Annotated in this window: 17 protein-coding genes; 10 read left to right on the forward strand and 7 right to left on the reverse strand. The window is 65.9% G+C overall.

Going from position 1 to position 16,469, the window contains the following annotated elements:
- Positions 1–53: 53 nt before the first annotated feature.
- Positions 54–473 (reverse strand): DUF2852 domain-containing protein, encoded by a 420-nt coding sequence (locus CXR43_RS09365; RefSeq protein ID WP_103334159.1) that lies wholly within the window; start codon positions 471–473, stop codon positions 54–56.
- A gap of 298 nt (positions 474–771) precedes the next feature.
- On the opposite strand from CXR43_RS09365, the gene tpiA reads away from it, so the two are divergent.
- The 3 genes from tpiA to CXR43_RS09380 all read left to right on the forward strand — a co-directional run bounded on the left by tpiA (position 772) and on the right by CXR43_RS09380 (position 3,707).
- Positions 772–1,515, forward strand: a complete 744-nt coding sequence (gene tpiA, locus CXR43_RS09370) for a triose-phosphate isomerase (RefSeq protein WP_103333693.1) — start codon at positions 772–774, stop codon at positions 1,513–1,515.
- Between the two features lie 76 nt (positions 1,516–1,591).
- Positions 1,592–2,515 (forward strand): DMT family transporter, encoded by a 924-nt coding sequence (locus CXR43_RS09375; RefSeq protein WP_168219794.1) that lies wholly within the window; start codon positions 1,592–1,594, stop codon positions 2,513–2,515.
- 10 nt (positions 2,516–2,525) lie between these two features.
- Positions 2,526–3,707, forward strand: a complete 1,182-nt coding sequence (locus CXR43_RS09380) for a cytochrome P450 (protein WP_103333695.1) — start codon at positions 2,526–2,528, stop codon at positions 3,705–3,707.
- 24 nt (positions 3,708–3,731) lie between these two features.
- Here the strand turns inward: CXR43_RS09380 and CXR43_RS09385 are convergent, their stop codons facing one another.
- Positions 3,732–4,193, reverse strand: a complete 462-nt coding sequence (locus CXR43_RS09385) for an Lrp/AsnC family transcriptional regulator (RefSeq protein WP_103333696.1) — start codon at positions 4,191–4,193, stop codon at positions 3,732–3,734.
- Positions 4,194–4,331: 138 nt separating this feature from the next.
- Between CXR43_RS09385 and cobA the strand changes: the two genes are divergently transcribed.
- From cobA to CXR43_RS09415, 6 genes are all read left to right on the forward strand, one after another.
- Positions 4,332–5,099 (forward strand): uroporphyrinogen-III C-methyltransferase, encoded by a 768-nt coding sequence (gene cobA, locus CXR43_RS09390; RefSeq protein WP_103333697.1) that lies wholly within the window; start codon positions 4,332–4,334, stop codon positions 5,097–5,099.
- Positions 5,096–5,401 carry a DUF2849 domain-containing protein gene (locus tag CXR43_RS09395; RefSeq protein WP_103333698.1) on the forward strand — a complete coding sequence of 102 codons (306 nt, stop codon included), beginning with the start codon at positions 5,096–5,098 and terminating at the stop codon, positions 5,399–5,401. The genes cobA and CXR43_RS09395 overlap by 4 nt, the downstream gene beginning before the upstream one ends.
- Before the next feature lie 2 nt (positions 5,402–5,403).
- Positions 5,404–7,074 carry a nitrite/sulfite reductase gene (locus tag CXR43_RS09400; protein ID WP_103333699.1) on the forward strand — a complete coding sequence of 557 codons (1,671 nt, stop codon included), beginning with the start codon at positions 5,404–5,406 and terminating at the stop codon, positions 7,072–7,074.
- Complete coding sequence (locus CXR43_RS09405) at positions 7,064–7,813, forward strand: phosphoadenylyl-sulfate reductase (RefSeq protein WP_103333700.1); 750 nt, start codon at positions 7,064–7,066, stop codon at positions 7,811–7,813. The genes CXR43_RS09400 and CXR43_RS09405 overlap by 11 nt, the downstream gene beginning before the upstream one ends.
- On the forward strand, positions 7,810–8,214 hold the full coding sequence (locus CXR43_RS09410) for a DUF934 domain-containing protein (RefSeq protein WP_103333701.1): 405 nt from the start codon (positions 7,810–7,812) through the stop codon (positions 8,212–8,214). Before CXR43_RS09405 ends, CXR43_RS09410 begins: the two co-directional genes overlap by 4 nt.
- 93 nt (positions 8,215–8,307) lie before the next feature.
- Positions 8,308–9,129 (forward strand): ferredoxin--NADP reductase, encoded by an 822-nt coding sequence (locus CXR43_RS09415; RefSeq protein WP_246831367.1) that lies wholly within the window; start codon positions 8,308–8,310, stop codon positions 9,127–9,129.
- A gap of 64 nt (positions 9,130–9,193) precedes the next feature.
- Here CXR43_RS09415 and CXR43_RS09420 read toward each other — a convergent pair whose 3' ends face one another.
- Entirely contained in the window at positions 9,194–9,856 is a 663-nt protein-coding gene (locus tag CXR43_RS09420; protein WP_103333703.1) for a hypothetical protein, read from the reverse strand.
- Between the two features lie 147 nt (positions 9,857–10,003).
- Here CXR43_RS09420 and infC point away from each other — a divergent pair, with 147 nt between their 5' ends.
- A complete protein-coding gene (gene infC, locus CXR43_RS09425) occupies positions 10,004–10,618 on the forward strand; it encodes a translation initiation factor IF-3 (protein ID WP_246831326.1) in 615 nt (204 codons plus the stop codon).
- A 60-nt stretch (positions 10,619–10,678) separates the two neighbouring features.
- On the opposite strand, the gene CXR43_RS09430 is transcribed toward infC, so the two are convergent.
- From CXR43_RS09430 to CXR43_RS09445, 4 genes are all read right to left on the reverse strand, one after another.
- Positions 10,679–11,689 carry a molybdopterin-binding protein gene (locus CXR43_RS09430; protein WP_103333704.1) on the reverse strand — a complete coding sequence of 337 codons (1,011 nt, stop codon included), beginning with the start codon at positions 11,687–11,689 and terminating at the stop codon, positions 10,679–10,681.
- Entirely contained in the window at positions 11,686–12,678 is a 993-nt protein-coding gene (locus tag CXR43_RS09435) for an XdhC family protein (RefSeq protein WP_103333705.1), read from the reverse strand. The genes CXR43_RS09430 and CXR43_RS09435 overlap by 4 nt, the downstream gene beginning before the upstream one ends.
- Positions 12,679–12,835: 157 nt before the next feature.
- Positions 12,836–15,034, reverse strand: a complete 2,199-nt coding sequence (locus tag CXR43_RS09440; RefSeq protein WP_103333706.1) for an OmpA family protein — start codon at positions 15,032–15,034, stop codon at positions 12,836–12,838.
- Between the two features lie 160 nt (positions 15,035–15,194).
- Positions 15,195–16,466 carry a vWA domain-containing protein gene (locus CXR43_RS09445; RefSeq protein WP_103333707.1) on the reverse strand — a complete coding sequence of 424 codons (1,272 nt, stop codon included), beginning with the start codon at positions 16,464–16,466 and terminating at the stop codon, positions 15,195–15,197.
- Between the last annotated feature and the right edge of the window lie 3 nt (positions 16,467–16,469).

The raw sequence follows: 16,469 nt of genomic DNA on the forward strand, positions 1-16,469 counted from the left end.
GGTTTCGGGCGGAAAAGGCGGCGGCCCGACCCCGGGCCGCCACGTCACTGGCATCAATATTCGCCGCGCGGAGCGTCTTCGGCAGCAACCGCCGGGCGCGTGGCCCCTTTGGCGCGGTCTTCCATGAAGCTGTCGAACTCCTGCTTGTCCTTGGCGTCACGCAGACGCTGCAGGAAGGATTCGAAGGCACCTTGTTCATCTTCCAGACGGCGCAGCGTATCGGCCTTGTAGGCGTCAAAGGCCGAATTGCCCGAAGACCGCCAGGCAGCGTGCCGGCCCATGCCACCCTCGCGGCGGCTGGCGCAGAATTTACCTTTGAACATGCTTTTGCTCCATTTGTTGGCGTAGGTCATGTAGATCACAAGGGCCAGTCCGACCGGCCAGACGAAGATGAAGCCCAGCACCATGGCGGCGATCCACGCCCCCCGGCCCCGGGAATCCATCCAGTCCTCAGCACGGCGCAGTCTGTCCATCAGGCCGCCGAGCGCAGGCGCTTTGGCGGTGGTCTCAGGGGAATAGGTCATCAGCGTCTCTCCATCTCGGCGGTTGCGGGTGTGACGGGTAATGTAAACGCCCTTCACATGATGCAAGATGCCCATGCGGGGCGTGTCGTTCAAGAGGGGATGTAAAACATTTTTACATTATTCCCGACAGGCCGCTCCGTCCGGGTTTGCGCGGGTCATGGGGCGGTCAGCCTGCGATTGACGCTTGTGTCATGAGTCCCGGCTTCTATGATCGCCCCCGGTCATTCTGCACTGTAAGGGAATCGAGATGCGCAAGCTGGCAGCGGGAAACTGGAAGATGAACGGAACGCAGGCCAGCCTGTCCGAGGTGGCGGCCCTGCTGAGCGCGCATCCTGCCCCGGCCTGCGATATGCTGCTGTGCCCGCCCGCCACGCTGATTGCGCGGATGGCCGATCTGGCACGCGGCACCGCACTGCGCTTGGGCGGGCAGGACTGCCACGCAAACGGCAGCGGTGCGCATACCGGCGATGTCTCGGCAGCGATGCTGGCAGATGCCGGGGCCAGCCATGTGATCGTCGGTCATTCCGAACGCCGCACCGACCATCACGAGTCAGATGCGCAGGTGCTGGCCAAGGCAGAGGCGGCCCATCTGGCCGGTCTGGTCGCGGTGGTCTGCATCGGCGAGACCGAAGCACAGCGCGATGCCCATGAAACGCTCGATGTGATCGGGCGGCAGCTGTTGGGGTCCGTCCCCGAGGGGTCTACGTCGAAAAATCTGGTGATTGCCTATGAACCGGTCTGGGCCATCGGCACCGGGCGCACGCCCACGATTGCCGAGATTGCCGAGGTGCACGCCTTTATCCGCGCCCGCCTGACCGCGCGGATCGGGGCGCAGGCAGAGGGCGTGCGGCTGCTGTACGGCGGGTCGGTCAAGCCGTCGAATGCCGCCGAGATCTTTGCCGTGCCGCATGTGGATGGCGCGCTGGTCGGCGGGGCCAGCCTCAAGGCCGCCGATTTCGGCGCGATTGTCGCGGCGCTGTCGGCAGCCTGACCGGTCGGCCGTTTGCGGCATTGTGCCGTCGCGGGCAGGCAAGCCTGATGGAGAGGAGGCGGGCATCAAGGGGGGAATGACCCTTGCCCCCGCCACCCTGCCCCAGCCCTCGCTCGCCCTTGCCCATCTGGCCTGTGCGGGGTCGATGCTGGTCTGGGCGGCGGGACTTCCGGCGGCAGATCTGCTGATCCCGCATGTCCCCGCGCTGACCCTGACCGCCGCACGCATGACCATTGCCGCGCTTGCGCTCTTGCCGTTCTGGTGGCTGCTGGATGGGCACCGCGCCGTTTTGGGGGCGGCCTGGGGGATCGGCCTGCTGATCGGGGCGATCAACAGCCTTGGGGCCTTCGGGCTGATCCTCGGGCAGGCAAGGTCGGATGCGGTGACGGTGGCCATCGTTTCCGCCGCAATGCCGATTGTCGGCATGGGGATAGAGGTGGTGTTCGACGGCCGCCGCATCACGCGCGCTTTGGTGCTTGGCATCGGGCTGTCGCTGGTGGGCGGGTTGATCGCGCTGGACGGCGGGGCGTCGGGCAAAGGCACGGTGCTGGGGGCGCTCTTGTGCCTTGGGGCGATCGTCATCTTTACCTTCGGCTCGCGCCTGACGGTCACCGCATACCCGGGCCTGTCGCCTTTGGGGCGCACCACCATCACGCTCTGCGGCGGCGCACTGGCCGCTGTGGTCACGGCAGGGGTGGCCACGGTCTTTGGCCTGCCGGCACCCGACTGGTCGGCGCTTGGCCTGCCAGAGGCGGGGGCGATGCTGGTCTATGCCTTTGCCGCCCTGGCCCTGTCGCAGCTTTTGTGGATCGTCTCTGTCGGACGGCTGGGCATCGGGATGGCCTCGCTGCACATCAATGCCACGCCCTTCTATGTGATGCTGATCCTGTTTGTCCTTGGCGGGCCATGGCTTTGGCATCAGGTGCTGGGGGCTGCGCTGGTGGTGGTGGGGGTGATGGTGGCGCAAGGACCCTTGCGCCGGCGCCCCCGGCGCGGGTAAGCGAGGGCCCATGAAGACCCTGTCCCAATCCCCGACCGCGCCGGATTTTGTCCAGAATCCCTATCCGTTCTATGAACGCGCCCGCAAGGCAGGCCCGTTCTTTCACTGGCAGGATTATGGGCTGATCTGCACGCCAAGTGCCGCCGCCGCCAATGCCATCTTCCGCGACCGCCGCTTCGGGCGCGAGGTTCCGCCGGATCTGGCGCGCCCCATTGCCCCGCACACAGCGCCCTTCTACGCGGTCGAGGCGCATTCGATGCTGGAGCTGGAGCCGCCGCGCCACACCCGCCTGCGGTCCCTGGTGCTGCGGGCGTTCACATCGCGCCGGATCGCCAACCTGCATGGCGATGTCGAAAGCCTGAGCCACAGCCTGATCGACGCCTTGCCCGAAGGCGACTTCGACCTGATCAGCGGTTTTGCCCGCTCCCTGCCGGTGATCATCATCGCCCGCCTGCTGGGCGTGCCCGAGGCGATGGCGGATCAGCTTTTGCACTGGTCCAATGCCATGGTCGGCATGTATCAGGCCCGGCGCACGCATGAAATGGAACTGGCCGCCAGCAACGCCGCCCGCGACTTTTCCGATTTCCTGCGCGGCTATGTCGAAGAGCGCCGCAAAGCCCCTGCCGACGACCTCATCACCCAGCTGATCGCGGCCGAATCCGAAGGCGAGCGGCTGTCGACCGATGAGCTGATCACCACCTGCATCCTTTTGCTGAACGCCGGGCATGAGGCGACGGTGCACACCATCGGCAATGGCGTGAAGACCCTGCTGGAGACCGGATCGGTGCCGCAGCTCCTGTCGCCCGAAACCCTGCCCGGTACGGTTGAAGAGATCCTGCGCTTTGACCCGGCGCTGCACATGTTCACCCGCACCGCCTATGAAAGCGTCGAGGTGATGGGCCATACCTTTGCGCGCGGCGATCAGGTGGCGCTGCTGCTGGGGGCCACCAACCGCGACCCGGCGCTGTGGGACCGCCCGGAGCGGTTCTTGCCGGAGCGGACAGCCAAGCCCCACCTGACCTTTGGTGCCGGCCTGCATTTCTGTGTGGGCGCACCATTGGCGCGACTGGAATTGCAGGTGGCCCTGCCCATCCTGTTCCAGCGGCTGCCCGGGCTTCGGCTGGCCGAACCGCCGCGTTACGCAGATGTCTACCATTTCCACGGGCTGGACCGGCTGATGCTGGCGCGCTGATACGCGCCCGCCCCTGTGGCGGCCCTATAGTGGCAGCACGGTGGTCGATTTGATCTCTTCCATGCTCAAAAGTGCGGTGACGTTGTAGATCTTCACTTCAGAAATCAGCGCCTGATAGAACTGGTCATAGGCGCGGGCATTCTTGACCCGCACTTTCAGGATATAGTCGATATCCCCGGCCAAGCGATGCGCCTCCAGCACCTCGGGGCGTTCGCGCAGCGTTTTCAGGAACTTGCGCTGCCATTCCGCCTCATGTTCCGAAGTGCGGATCAGCACGAAGAAACAGGCCTCCAGCCCCAGTGCCTCGGCATCCAGAATGGCGGTCTGGCGGGTGATCACGCCCTGTTCGCGCATCCGGCGGATGCGGTTCCACACCGGCGTTTTCGACGACCCCACCTTGCGCGCGATTTCATCCAGCGACTGGCTGGAATCCAGCTGCAACTCGCCAAGGATTTTCCGGTCCAGTTCATCCAGTTGGGCCGCCATTCACCATTTCCTTCGTTTTGCAGAACCCCTGCCCCGCTTTGGCGCAGTATCGGAACAGGTTTCCTTATCTGCAAGGGGGCATGGCAGGCGACAGGGAAAATATCCTATATTGACCGCGCACAGCCAAAGGAATCCGCCATGCCCACGCTGCACCAGCCCTTGCTGCCCGCCGTCACCTTTGTCGGCGCAGGCCCCGGTGCGGCCGAGCATCTGACGCTGGGGGCTTACCGCGCGCTGCAAGAGGCGCAGGTGGTGATCCATGACCGTCTGGTGGGGGCCGAGGTGCTGGCGCTGATCCCGGCCACCGCGGCCCGCGTCGATGTCGGCAAAGAGGGCTTTGGCCCCACAACAGCGCAAGCCACGATCAACGCCACGCTGGTGGCCCATGCGATGACCGGCGCGCGGGTGGTGCGGCTCAAGGGCGGCGACTGCGGTATCTTTGGCCGGCTGGATGAAGAGATGGACGCGCTGACAGCGGCAGGGCTTTCGTTCCGCATCCTGCCCGGTCTCACCTCGGCCACGGTGGCTGCCGCCAGCATCGGCCAAAGCCTGACCAAACGCGGGCGCAACGCCAGCCTGCGCATCCTGACCGGGCATGATATGGCGGGCTTTGCCGAACAGGACTGGCGCGGCATGGCCCGGGCGGGTGAAGTGGCGGCCATCTACATGGGCAAGAAATCCGCCCGCTTCATTCAGGGCCGGCTGATGATGCATGGTGCCGCCCCCGGCACCGAGATCACCATCGTCGAAAATGTCAGCCGCGCGGATCAGCGCATCATCGGCATCACGCTGGCCCAACTGCCCGACGCGGTTGCCACCTGCGACGGGCCTGCCATCATTCTGTTCGGCCTCGCCCCGCGCGCGGCTGCCTCCTCTCTTGACCAGTTGAAAGAAGCCACCGCATGAGCCGCCAGTTCACCCCGAAAGTCGTTACCGCCAACCGCCTGCGTGAAGGCGATGTGGTCTATCTGACCGCCGATGACCAATGGACGCTGCTGCATCACGAGGCAGAGCTGATCGAGGATGAGGCGCATGCGCAGCTGCGCCTCTTGCATGCCTCAGCGCAGAAGCTGCTGATCGTCGGCCCCTATCTGGCCGATGCGAAGGCCGGCCCGAACGGGCCGGAACCTGTGCATTTTCGCGAGGCGTTCCGCACCCGTGGCCCGTCGAATTATGACCACGGCAAGCAAGCAGACCTGAGGGCGTAAAGATGTATTCCTATTCCGACTTTGACGAGTCCTTCGTCCGTGCCCGCGTCGCCCAGTTCACCCAGCAGGTCGAACGGCGGCTGGACGGATCGCTGACCGAGGAAGAGTTCCGCCCGCTGCGCCTGATGAACGGGCTCTATCTGCAATTGCACGCCTATATGCTGCGGGTGGCGATTCCCTACGGCACGATCAGCCCGCGCCAGATGCGGCAGCTGGCGATGATCGCCGATACCTATGACAAGGGCTATGGCCACTTCACCACCCGGCAGAACATCCAGTTCAACTGGCCCAAACTGCCCGATGTGCCCGCCATCCTGCAGGCCCTCGCCGATGTGGAAATGCACGCCATCCAGACCTCGGGCAATTGCGTGCGCAACGTGACGGCGGACCATTTCGCCGGGGCGGCTGCGGATGAGATTGAAGACCCCCGCCCCTATGCCGAACTGCTGCGGCAATGGTCCACCGATCACCCGGAATTCCAGTTCCTGCCGCGCAAGTTCAAGATCGCCATCACCGGCAGCCCCAATGACCGCGCCGTAACCCGCGCGCATGACATCGGGTTGCGCATGGTGAAGAATGCCGCTGGCGAGTCGGGGTTCGAGGTGATGGTCGGCGGTGGCCTTGGCCGCACGCCGATGATCGCGCATACCGTGCGGGACTTCCTGCCGATCGCCGATCTGCTTCCTTACGTCGAAGCTGTGCTCAGCGTCTACAACACGCTGGGACGGCGCGACAACAAATACAAGGCACGCATCAAGATCACCGTGCATGAGACTGGAAAAGAAGAAATTTCCCGGATGATTGAACAGCGGTTCACCGAGCTGCGCCCGCTGTTTGGTGGCCATGATCAGGCGCTGCTGGAAGACATCCGCGCCGCCTTCGCACCGCCCGCCTTCCGCAACGCGCCCACCGATGCCTATGACGCCTTCTACAAGGCCGATCCGGTGTTCCGGTCCTGGGCCGATACCAACCTGACCCCACACCGCAATGACCAATATGCCATCGTTACCATCAGCGTGAAGGCGCATGGCCAGACCCCGGGCGATGCGTCCTCCGATCAGATGCGGGTCATGGCCGATCTGGCCGAGCGTTACGGCCACAATGATCTGCGCATCAGCCATGAGCAGAACGTGATCCTGCCGCATGTCCACAAATCCGACCTGCCAGCCGTGCATGCGGCACTGGCGCAAGTCGGTCTGGCCACTGCCAATGTTGGCCTGATTTCCGACATCATCGCCTGCCCCGGCATGGATTACTGCGCCCTTGCCACCGCGCGGTCGATCCCCATCGCCACCCAGATCGCCGAACGCTTCAAGGCGCTGGATCTGGAGCATGAGATCGGGCCGATGAAGATCAAGATCTCGGGCTGCATCAACGCCTGCGGACACCATCATGTCGGCCATATCGGCATTCTGGGGCTCGACCGGGCGGGGGTGGAAAACTACCAGATCACCCTTGGCGGCGACGGCACGGAAACCGCTGCCATCGGCGACAAGACCGGCCCGGGCTTTGCCTATGACGAGATTGTGCCCGCGATAGAGCGCATTATGCGCGCCTATCTTGCGGTGCGCGAGGCACCGCAGGAAACCTTCCTGCAAACCGTCCGCCGTCTGGGCCTGGAGCCGTTCAAGGTGGCCCTGTATGAGGCCGAAGGCGCTCAGGATGCCGCGTGATCTGCACGCCGGCCCGGTGGCAGAGCGGGTGGCGGCGCTGAACGCGCGCTACAAGCACCACTCTGCCACCGCCGTGCTGGAACACAGCCTCAAGGATGCCGATCTGGGCCGGGTGGCGCTGGTGTCATCCTTTGGCGCGGAATCAGTGGTGCTCTTGCATTTGGTTTCTGTGATAGCACCCGAAACACCGGTGCTGTTCATCGACACGCGGATGCTCTTTGCCGAGACGCTCGACTATCAGCGCCAACTGGCCGACAAACTCCACCTGTGCGACGTGCGCACCATCCGGGCGGCGCAACCGCGTGTGGCCTTCGAAGATCCGGACGGCACCCTGCACCAGTTCAACACCGATGCCTGCTGCGCCGTGCGCAAGGTGGAGCCGCTGGAACGCGCGCTGTCCGGCTTTGACGGCTGGATCACCGGGCGCAAACGCTATCAAAGCAACACGCGCGGCACGGTGGATTTTTTCGAATCCGAAGGCGACACCCGCATCAAGGTCAACCCGCTGGCCCATTGGGGCCGCGAAGACCTTGAGGAGTACATCGTCAACAACCGCCTGCCACGGCATCCGCTGGTGGCCAAAGGCTATCCCTCCATCGGCTGCGCGCCCTGCACCAGCCCGGTGAAACCGGGAGAAGATCCGCGCGCAGGCCGTTGGCGGGGTACACAAAAAACCGAATGCGGCATCCATTTCATCGATGGCAAGCCGGTTCGCATCACAAAGGACAGTGCCGCATGAGCGTGATCGTCACCGATACGGGCTTTGCGCCCGCCGCCCCCGTCGATGCCGTGACCCTGGCAGATATTGCCAGCCATCAGGGCACCTTGGATCTGGCCCATACCGATGATCCGGCGGCAGTTGCGCCGCACCTCGCTGGCCTCACCCTGATCCGCATCTCCTTTCCCGCCTTCAGCGATGGCCGCGCCTTTACCGTCGCCCGCCGCTTGCGGATGCTGGGCTACACCGGCGAGTTGCGCGCCACCGGACCGGTGATTGCCGACCAATATGCGATGGCGCGGCGCGTGGGCTTTGACTCGGTCGAAATCCCCGACGAACTGGCCGCGCGCCAGCCGGCCGAGCAATGGCAGTTCCGCGCCGACTGGCAGGCCCACCACTATCAGGCCCGCTTGCGCGCCTGAGACACCCCGATGCTTTCCACTGATCCGGATCATAGCTAGAAGGAAGATGCCGGTATATCGCCGGACACAACTCTCATGACCGAAGTGACCCCGATGACCACTGCCACACCCGCCCCCGCCCCGGCCGCAAAACCGCACCTGCCCGATGCGGCAAAGGTCACTTCTGTGACTCATTGGACCGACCGGCTGTTTTCCTTCCGGGTCGAACGCCCGCGCACCTTGCGCTTCCGGTCGGGCGAGTTTGTGATGATCGGCCTGATCGGGGACAACGGCAAACCCCTGTTGCGGGCCTATTCCATCGCCTCGCCCGCCTGGGATGAAGAGCTGGAGTTCTATTCAATCAAGGTGCCCGATGGCCCGCTGACCAGCAAGCTGCAGCATATCAAGGTCGGGGATGAGATCATCCTGCGTCCCAAACCCGTGGGCACCCTGGTGCATGATGCGCTGCTGCCGGGCAAGCGGCTGTGGTTTCTGGCCACCGGCACCGGCATCGCGCCCTTCGCCAGCCTGATGCGCGAGCCGGATACTTACGAGAAATACGACCAGATCATCATGATGCACACCTGCCGCGAGGTGGCGGAACTGGAATATGGCCGCCAGTTGGTGGAAAGCCTGAAGGATGACCCGCTGATCGGCGAGATGGTGGGTGACAAGCTGTTGTATTACCCCACCACCACCCGCGAGCCGTTTCCGCGCATGGGCCGGGTGACCGATAACCTGTCCTCTGGCAAGGTGTTTGCCGATCTTGACCTGCCGCCGATGGACCCGGCCACTGATCGCGCCATGGTCTGCGGGTCGCTGGCGTTCAACGTTGATGTCAAGGCGATCCTCGAAGGCTTTGGCCTGCGCGAAGGGGCCAATTCCGAACCACTGGAATATGTGGTGGAAAAGGCCTTTGTCGGCGACGGGATCTGACGGATCGATCCGCAATGAAAAAGGCCGCGCTCTCTGCGCGGCCTTTTCCTGTTCTGATCCCGGATCAGAGGCCGAGGGCCGATTTGACCTGCGTGATCACGCCGTCCAGCAGCGCCGGATTGGAGGCGGCGGCATCCACGGCCGAGGTCAGCGTGGTCTTGGTCGCGCCATCCAGCGACGAGCTGGCGATCAGGGCCTTGACCGCATCGGCATCAAAGTTTTCCGGATCAAGGGCAGCAGCCCCGGCGGTAGAGGCGCTGGTCGCGGCCTCTTCTGCGGCATCGGCTGCGGATTCGGCGGCCACATTGGCGGCATTTGCCGCATCGGTCGCCGTGTCGGTGGCAGCCTCACCCGCATCTTCGACCGCTTCGGCAGCGGCAGCGGCAGCGCCCTGGGCCGCTTCTGCGGCGGCAGCAGCGGCGGCTTCGGCAGCGGCGGCGGCCGCTTCAACCGCGTCCGTCACGGCGCTTTCGGCCTCTGCCGCAGCGGCGGCAGCTTCAGCCTCGGCGGCGGCGGTGGCAGCAGCGGCCTCTTCGGCGGCCGCAGCAGCGGCAGCTTCGGCTTCGGCGGCGGCGGCAGCCGCAGCCTCTTCGGCCGCCTGCGCTTCGGCGGCAGCAGCGGCAGCGGCCTGTTCAGCCGCCTGTTGTGCCGGCACATAGCTGAACTGGTAATATCCGCCCGCGGCCAGCAGAATGACAACGGCACCAATGATTACAGTCTTGTTCATCTTCCATACTCCCATATCCGGGTGTCCCGCCCGGTTGCACGGCCCATATGGCAGCTGAACACCGGGTTGAAAAGACGCGCGCCGCGCTGCGCCAAGGATTTGGCCGGGCCTGGCCGCTTTTCTGCATGTCTTGGGAACAAAATCGCGGTGAATCACATTGAACCCAAGGCGCAGGGCGTTTATCTTGCCTGCGCTTGTGTAAACCACCAAAGGACGAAAACCATAGCCCGCAGACCCCACAACGCCCCGCCGCAACGTGACACCGGCCCGCGTATCAATGATCGCATCCGCAGCCCGGAAATCCGCCTGATCGGGGCGGATGGCGAAAATGTCGGCGTCGTGACGCCCGCCCGCGCCATGGCGATGGCCGAAGAGGCCGGTCTTGATCTGGTCGAGATCAGCCCGAATGCCGAGCCGCCGGTCTGCAAGATCATGGATTTCGGCAAGTTCAAGTATGAGACGCAGAAGCGCGAGGCGGAAGCCCGCAAGAAGCAGCACATCATCGAGATCAAGGAAATCAAGTTCCGCCCCGGAACGGATACCCATGACTATGACGTGAAGATGCGCTCTGTCCTCAAGTTCCTGAGTGAGGGCGACAAAGTCAAGGTCACCCTGCGCTTTCGGGGCCGCGAAATGGCGCACCAGAACCTTGGGATGGAACTGCTCAACCGTGTGGCGGCCGATGTCGGCGACAATGGCAAAGTGGAATCGATGCCCCGGCTGGAAGGCCGGCAGATGGTGATGATGATCGGTCCCAAATAAGGGCCCTGATGGTCACAGACCCTGCAAAGCAGAGCGCGGGGGCCAGTCTGGCCCCCGTTTTCATGCCCGGAGGCGCGGTTCGCGCAGTTGCGGGCGGATCGGGATCTCCTTGAGCAGCCCCCCCACGCCCATGGCGGCAATGTCGTCATTCCCAAGCGCCAGCCCGCAGGCCAGCCGCTCCAGCACCCAATCGGCCCCGTTCAGCGCCGGGCTGCGCGCACAGCCCGGCAGGCCGATCACCGGGCGCGCGCCAAGGTGCCCATGGAACAGCAGATTGCCCGGGTCCACCGGCATGCCGAAACGAGCCACCTGCCCCCCGGCGCGGCGCAAGGCTTGCGGCGCGGTGTCAAACAGGTCTGACGTGGCCGATCCGGTCAGGATCAGCACCAGCGCCCCGGGTATGCGGCCCAGGGCATCGGCAAGTGCCGCCTCGTCATGCGCCACCACCTCACAGCCCGCCAGGCGCATGCCCAAGGCAGCCAACCGCGCCTCTACCGCGACGCGCCCCTTGGCTGCCAGCTTGGGCGGCAGGCCGGGCACCTCGGTCAGGATCAGCCCGGCATCGGGCAGCACCACCGGATGCACCTTCACCGCCGCGCGCCCCAGATCACAGGCCCGCAAAAGCAGCGCCTCTGGCACGCTGTAGCTGATGATCTTGACCGTCCCCACCAAGGTGCCCGCCTCTACCCGGGTCAAGGGGGCCAGCGTGGCCAGCGTGATCGACGGGTCCACCCGGTTCAGCGCATGGATCGCCGCCGTATCAAGGCCCACCACCCCGGGCCCAAGCGCATTCAGGTTGACCCGCCCGGTAAAGGCGGTGGTCAGCGTCAGCCCTGCCGCCGCAGGATCAGGCGCAAGCGCCTGTGCCAGCAGCGTCGCGGCGCGATCTTCATCCACGTCACCGGGTTCCAGCCGTGCCACTGTCACCCGGGTCACCCCGGCCACGCGCAACTGCGCAAGCTCGCCCGCGCCCAGCACCACGCCCTTGCGCAGCCGCGCCGCGCCCTCCAGCACCGAATGCGCCAGCACCGCCCCCTCGGCCTGCTCCAGCGGCACTTCGGCAAAGATCACGGCAGGCTCCGCAAGACCTGGGTAATCTGCGCCAGGATCGAGACCGCAATTTCTGCCGGCGTCTTTGCCCCGATGGCCAGCCCCACCGGCGCGTGAAGGCGCGCGATCTGCGCCTCCGTCACCCCCGCGGCCCGCAACCGCTCCAACCGTTTGGCATGGGTGCGGGTGGACCCAAGACAGCCCAGATAGAAACACGGACTTTGCAGGGCGGCCATGATTGCTGGATCGTCCAGCTTGGCATCATGGGTCAGCGTCACCACCGCCGTGCGCGCATCGGGGGCAAGTGCTGCCATCGCCTCATCCGGCCAGTCTTCGGAAATCACCTCGCCCGGAAACCGCTCGGCACTGCCAAAGGCGGCGCGCGGGTCGATCAGGACCGGAGCATAGCCACAAGCGCGCGCCATGGTCAGCAGCGGCTGCGCGATATGCACCGCCCCCACCACGATCAGCCGCAGACCGGGGTTGTGCACCGCGACAAAGCGCCCATCCTCCTCCAACCCCGATTTGTCCGAGCGCAGCCGCGCGTCCACTGCCGCGTCCTGCCCCACCGCCACCAGACACCGCGCCCAGCTGTCCAGCGCGACCGTATAGCCCAGCGGCTGCCGCGCGGCCCGCGCTGCGACCAATGCTTCCAGCATCTCGGGCGGCAGGCGGTTGCCACCTTTTCCCACCGGTTCCACCAGCACGCGGATGGTGCCGCCGCACGCCAGCCCCACCGCAAAGGCACTGTCATCGCTGACCCCGAAGGTCATCAGGCGCGGCACACCATCGGCCATCGCCTCCAGCGCTTCGGCCACCACAGCGCCCTCGACGCAGCCCCCCGACACCGACCCCATGATCTGGCCCGCCCCCGACACCGCGAGCTGACTGCCCGCCTGCCGCGGTGCCGATCCCCATGTCTCGACCACCGTGGCCAGCGCGGCACCGAGCCCGTCGCGGTGCCAGCCCAGCGCGGTTTCGGGGATATGGTCGTGGTCGGCAGCGATCATGTCTTCCTCGGTTCGGCAGGCCGGGTGTGGCCATACTCGCAGTATGGGCGATACCGGTCAGCCATGCCATTGGCAAAAAGTGCCGCAAGCCAAAGGCAAACGCCGCAGGGGAGTTTCCCTGCGGCGTTTTTCGTGTGTGTCAGGCGGTCTCAGCCGGTCAGCGCAAGGACGCAGACCGCATCAACGGTGTGATCACCCGCACCGCCGCCCGCCGGTTGCGGACCTCATCGGCCTGGGTGTCAATGCGCAACTCGGTTTCCCCATAGCCCTGCACCACCATGTTTTCCGGCGGAATGTCGTAATACTCGGTCAGGGCCAAAGCCACGGATTCCGCGCGCCGGTCAGACAGCGTCAGGTTATAGGATGCCGAGCCGACCGCATCGGTATGCCCCTCGATCAGGAACACCTCGCCGGGATTGTCGCGCAGGATGTCATCCATGATGCGCCCGATCGAGGCCAGCTTGCGAGCCTCGCTTGGCCGGATCACCGCAGAGCCGGAGGCAAAGGTGATGTTGTCCACGTCGATGGTCGCGGCAAGGTCGCGCACCTGCGGGATCTCGCGGATCTGACGCAGGCTGAAGGTGCGGCCAATGGCGCGCGCCTCATCCCGGGCAAGGGCTGCTTTCAGCGCGGCATTGCTGTCATTGGTCGAAATCGTCACCCGGTCCGGCCGCGGGCGTGGCAGGGTCGAGACATCGATCCGTTCTTCGCGCACCAGATCGTCAATCAGCACGATCTCATTGCCACGGCTGTCATAGGTCGCCCGGCGCAGCACCCGGCCCGAGGCATCGCGGATGGTCACCACCTGGGCACCGTCATCGCGGTTCACGGTGGTGCGGGTCGATCCATCGGTGAAGGTCTCGGTCTGCACGGTCGATCCGGGGCGGCGCAGCAGGGTGTCGTCATCCTTGTACACCTGGAAGTTACCCTGTGGATCGCGCACCACAACTCGGTCGCCGGTGTTCTCCACCACCTCGCGCCCATCGTTCAGCACGGCACCCACCACAAGGGCACCCAGCGCCAGCAGGCCGACCTTTTCCAAGTTCGACAGGCCCGAGCGCTGATTGTCCCCCACGGCGGTGGGTGCTGCGGCAAATTCCTGCGCCGAAGACCGGGCATCGGCCTCGGTCACGGTAGTGGTGGTGACGCTCTCTGGCTCCGGCTGGTCCGCCGGGGCCTCTGCCGGGGCGGTGCCATCGGCTGTGGTGCCTGCGATCAGCCCGGCTGCAGCGGCGGCGGCAATGCCAGTTACCGTGTCGCTGCTGTCCGGTTCCGCATCGCTCGCAGCAGGGGCGGCAAGCAGATTCAGCAGGGTCTGGTTTTCCTCCTCGGTGACGACCGGTGCCTCTACCGGCTCGGCCTCGGCAAGCGCCTGTGCTTCGCGCTCGGCAGCGGCTGCGGCGGCAGCCTCAGCCTCGATGGCGGCCTGCTCGGCGGCTATGGCATCCTGCTCGGCCAGCGCGGCGTCCTCAGCGGTCTCTGCCTCGGACGGAACTTCAGCCGTGGCCTCAGCCTCCGTGGTCGCCTCGGGCTCCACCGGCGCGGCGGCCTCGGCGGCCTCTGCCTCGGACGGCGCGTCAGCCGGGGCTTCGGACTCGGCGGTGGCTCCGGCGCCAGCCTCGGGTTCGACGGGCAGTTCTGCATCTGCCGCAGCTTCGGGCGCAGCATCAGCCTCTGCCTCTTCTTCCGCAGCGACCTCGGCCTCGGCTGCGGGCTCTGCGTCAGACGCGACCTCTGCCTCTGCCTCAGCCGCCGCCGCCTCTTCTGCCGCCAGCGCCTGTTCCAGCGCCAGAGCCTCGGCCGCCGCCGCGTCTTCTGCTGCGGCAGCCGTTGCGGCCTCGTCAAGCGCTGCAGCCTCCGCCGCTGCCAAAGCTTCCGCTTCTGCCGCCGCAGCCTCTGCTGCCTCCACTTCTGCCGCCGCAGCCTCTGCTTCTGCGTCTGCCGTTGCCGCAGCTTCGGCCTCAGCGGCCGCTTCTGCCTCAGCCGCAGCCTCCGCTTCTGCCGCTCCTGCTTCTGCCGCAGCCGCAGCCTCCGCTTCTGCCGCACCTGCGGCTTCCGCCTCTGCCGCTGCAGCCTCTTCTGCCGCCAGCGCTTCGGCAAGGGCCGCTTCCTCGGCTGCCGCCACTTCGGCGATCAGCTGGTCAGCATTGCCGGCCACAACCTGTTCGGTGATCAGCGCGACGTCGCAGGTCTGACCGGCAGCCACCGAGCACAAGAGCGCGCCGTCCTCGGCCAGGACCGAGCCATCCTCGGCCACCGTCAGGTTGGCGCTGATGTCCTGCGCCATCAACGGCCAGGGATGAATGGGGGTCAGGGCGAGCGACAGAACCGCAGTGGTGGAGAGCAAACGTTTCATGGTCTTCCTTTCGCATGGGATCGGCCCGGTCGCCTGATGCGATTCGGGCCGCCGTTGAGCAGGGGCAATTCCTAGGGTGAAGCGCAGTGCTATGCGATATCGGCCCCGGGTTTTGGCATAACACCTGTCAACTCTGCGCCTGTAACGCGCAGCCTGTGCCTCAGGTTCCCGACAACAGCCGCAGCAGCCGCGTCTTCTCGCCGTCCGCGCCGCCGGCACCGCCGCCAGCGCCGGAAATCACCGCGCCCAAGCCCTCCAGCGAGGCCACCGAATGCCCAGCGCGGAACACATCGCAATGCGGCAGCATCGCCCGGATGCCTTGGGCCTTCGGCGCAAAACCTTCCCAGCGCAACAGCGGGTTCAGCCAGATCAGACGGCGGCAGGACAGGTGCAACCGCTCCATCGCCGTGGCCAGCTGCCCGCTGTCGTCGCGGTCCAGCCCATCGGTGATCAGCAAGACCACCGCGCCCTGCCCCAGCACCCGCCGCGACCAGTCGCGGTTGAAGGCGGCAAGGCTGGCCCCGATCCGCGTGCCGCCCGACCAGTCCTGCGCCTCGGCCCCCGCCGCCCGCAGCGCGGCATCAACATCGCGGGCCTTCAGGTGGCGGGTGATGTTGGTCAGCCGCGTGCCAAAGGTAAAGCCATGGACCTGCGCCCAGCCCTGCCCCTGCCGGTTCGCCACCGCATGCACGAAATGCAGCGCCATCCGGCTGTACTGGCTCATCGAGCCGGAAATATCGCACAGCACCACCAGGTTCGGCCAGCGCAGGCGCGGGGCCCGCATCGCCAGCTGCGTGATCTCGCCGCCCTGGCGCAGGCTGGCGCGCAAGGTGCGGCGCAGATCGACCTGTGCCCCACCCGCCGATGCCCGGCTGCGCCGCGTGATCAGCGGCTTGACCGGCAGCGACAGCCGCGCCAGCATGGCCTTGGCCTGTGCCATATCTTCCACCGACATCTGTTCGAAATCGAGCGTCTTGAGCCGTTCTTCCTGGCTCATGCTGGCCGAGGCGTCGATATCGATCCGGTCTTCTGAGGGATCAGCCGGCGCGGGCATGTCCCGCTCTACCCCATCGAGCAGCGCCTGCGCCGCCCGCTGCTCCGCAGCCTGCGCCGGGCGGTCCTCCTGCAGACCGCGGATCGAGGGCAAGAGCAGGCTCATCATATGGTCAAGATACTTCGGATCGCGCCAGAACAGCCGGAACACCTGTTCGAACACCACCCGCTCTTCGGGACGGCTGACAAAACAGGCCTGCAAGGTCCAGTAGAAATCAGCGCGTTCGGTAAAGCCGGCCACCTCCACCGCGCGGATGGCCTCCAGCACCCGGCCCGGCCCGATCGGCAACCCGGCCTTGCGCAGGGCCCGGGCAAAATGGGTGATGTTCTGAGCCAGTTGGCCGTTTTCGGGCAGGGTCAGCGGAGCGTAGGGGGCCATGGC

This window comes from Pseudotabrizicola formosa, from assembly GCF_002900965.1.
Lineage (GTDB): Bacteria > Pseudomonadota > Alphaproteobacteria > Rhodobacterales > Rhodobacteraceae > Pseudotabrizicola > Pseudotabrizicola formosa.

Bases quoted from the DNA above. Each gene is read 5' to 3' on its own strand.
- CXR43_RS09410 (WP_103333701.1), top strand. From the start codon at position 7,810: ATGAGCGTGATCGTCACCGATACGGGCTTTGCGCCCGCCGCCCCCGTC.
- CXR43_RS09435 (WP_103333705.1), bottom strand. From the start codon at position 12,678: ATGATCGCTGCCGACCACGACCATATCCCCGAAACCGCGCTGGGCTGG.
- cobA (WP_103333697.1), top strand. From the start codon at position 4,332: ATGCCCACGCTGCACCAGCCCTTGCTGCCCGCCGTCACCTTTGTCGGC.
- CXR43_RS09445 (WP_103333707.1), bottom strand. From the start codon at position 16,466: ATGGCCCCCTACGCTCCGCTGACCCTGCCCGAAAACGGCCAACTGGCT.
- CXR43_RS09405 (WP_103333700.1), top strand. From the start codon at position 7,064: ATGCCGCGTGATCTGCACGCCGGCCCGGTGGCAGAGCGGGTGGCGGCG.
- CXR43_RS09380 (WP_103333695.1), top strand. From the start codon at position 2,526: ATGAAGACCCTGTCCCAATCCCCGACCGCGCCGGATTTTGTCCAGAAT.
- CXR43_RS09375 (WP_168219794.1), top strand. From the start codon at position 1,592: ATGACCCTTGCCCCCGCCACCCTGCCCCAGCCCTCGCTCGCCCTTGCC.
- CXR43_RS09365 (WP_103334159.1), bottom strand. From the start codon at position 473: ATGGACAGACTGCGCCGTGCTGAGGACTGGATGGATTCCCGGGGCCGG.
- CXR43_RS09440 (WP_103333706.1), bottom strand. From the start codon at position 15,034: ATGAAACGTTTGCTCTCCACCACTGCGGTTCTGTCGCTCGCCCTGACC.
- CXR43_RS09415 (WP_246831367.1), top strand. From the start codon at position 8,308: ATGACCACTGCCACACCCGCCCCCGCCCCGGCCGCAAAACCGCACCTG.
- CXR43_RS09400 (WP_103333699.1), top strand. From the start codon at position 5,404: ATGTATTCCTATTCCGACTTTGACGAGTCCTTCGTCCGTGCCCGCGTC.
- CXR43_RS09385 (WP_103333696.1), bottom strand. From the start codon at position 4,193: ATGGCGGCCCAACTGGATGAACTGGACCGGAAAATCCTTGGCGAGTTG.
- CXR43_RS09420 (WP_103333703.1), bottom strand. From the start codon at position 9,856: ATGAACAAGACTGTAATCATTGGTGCCGTTGTCATTCTGCTGGCCGCG.
- CXR43_RS09395 (WP_103333698.1), top strand. From the start codon at position 5,096: ATGAGCCGCCAGTTCACCCCGAAAGTCGTTACCGCCAACCGCCTGCGT.
- tpiA (WP_103333693.1), top strand. From the start codon at position 772: ATGCGCAAGCTGGCAGCGGGAAACTGGAAGATGAACGGAACGCAGGCC.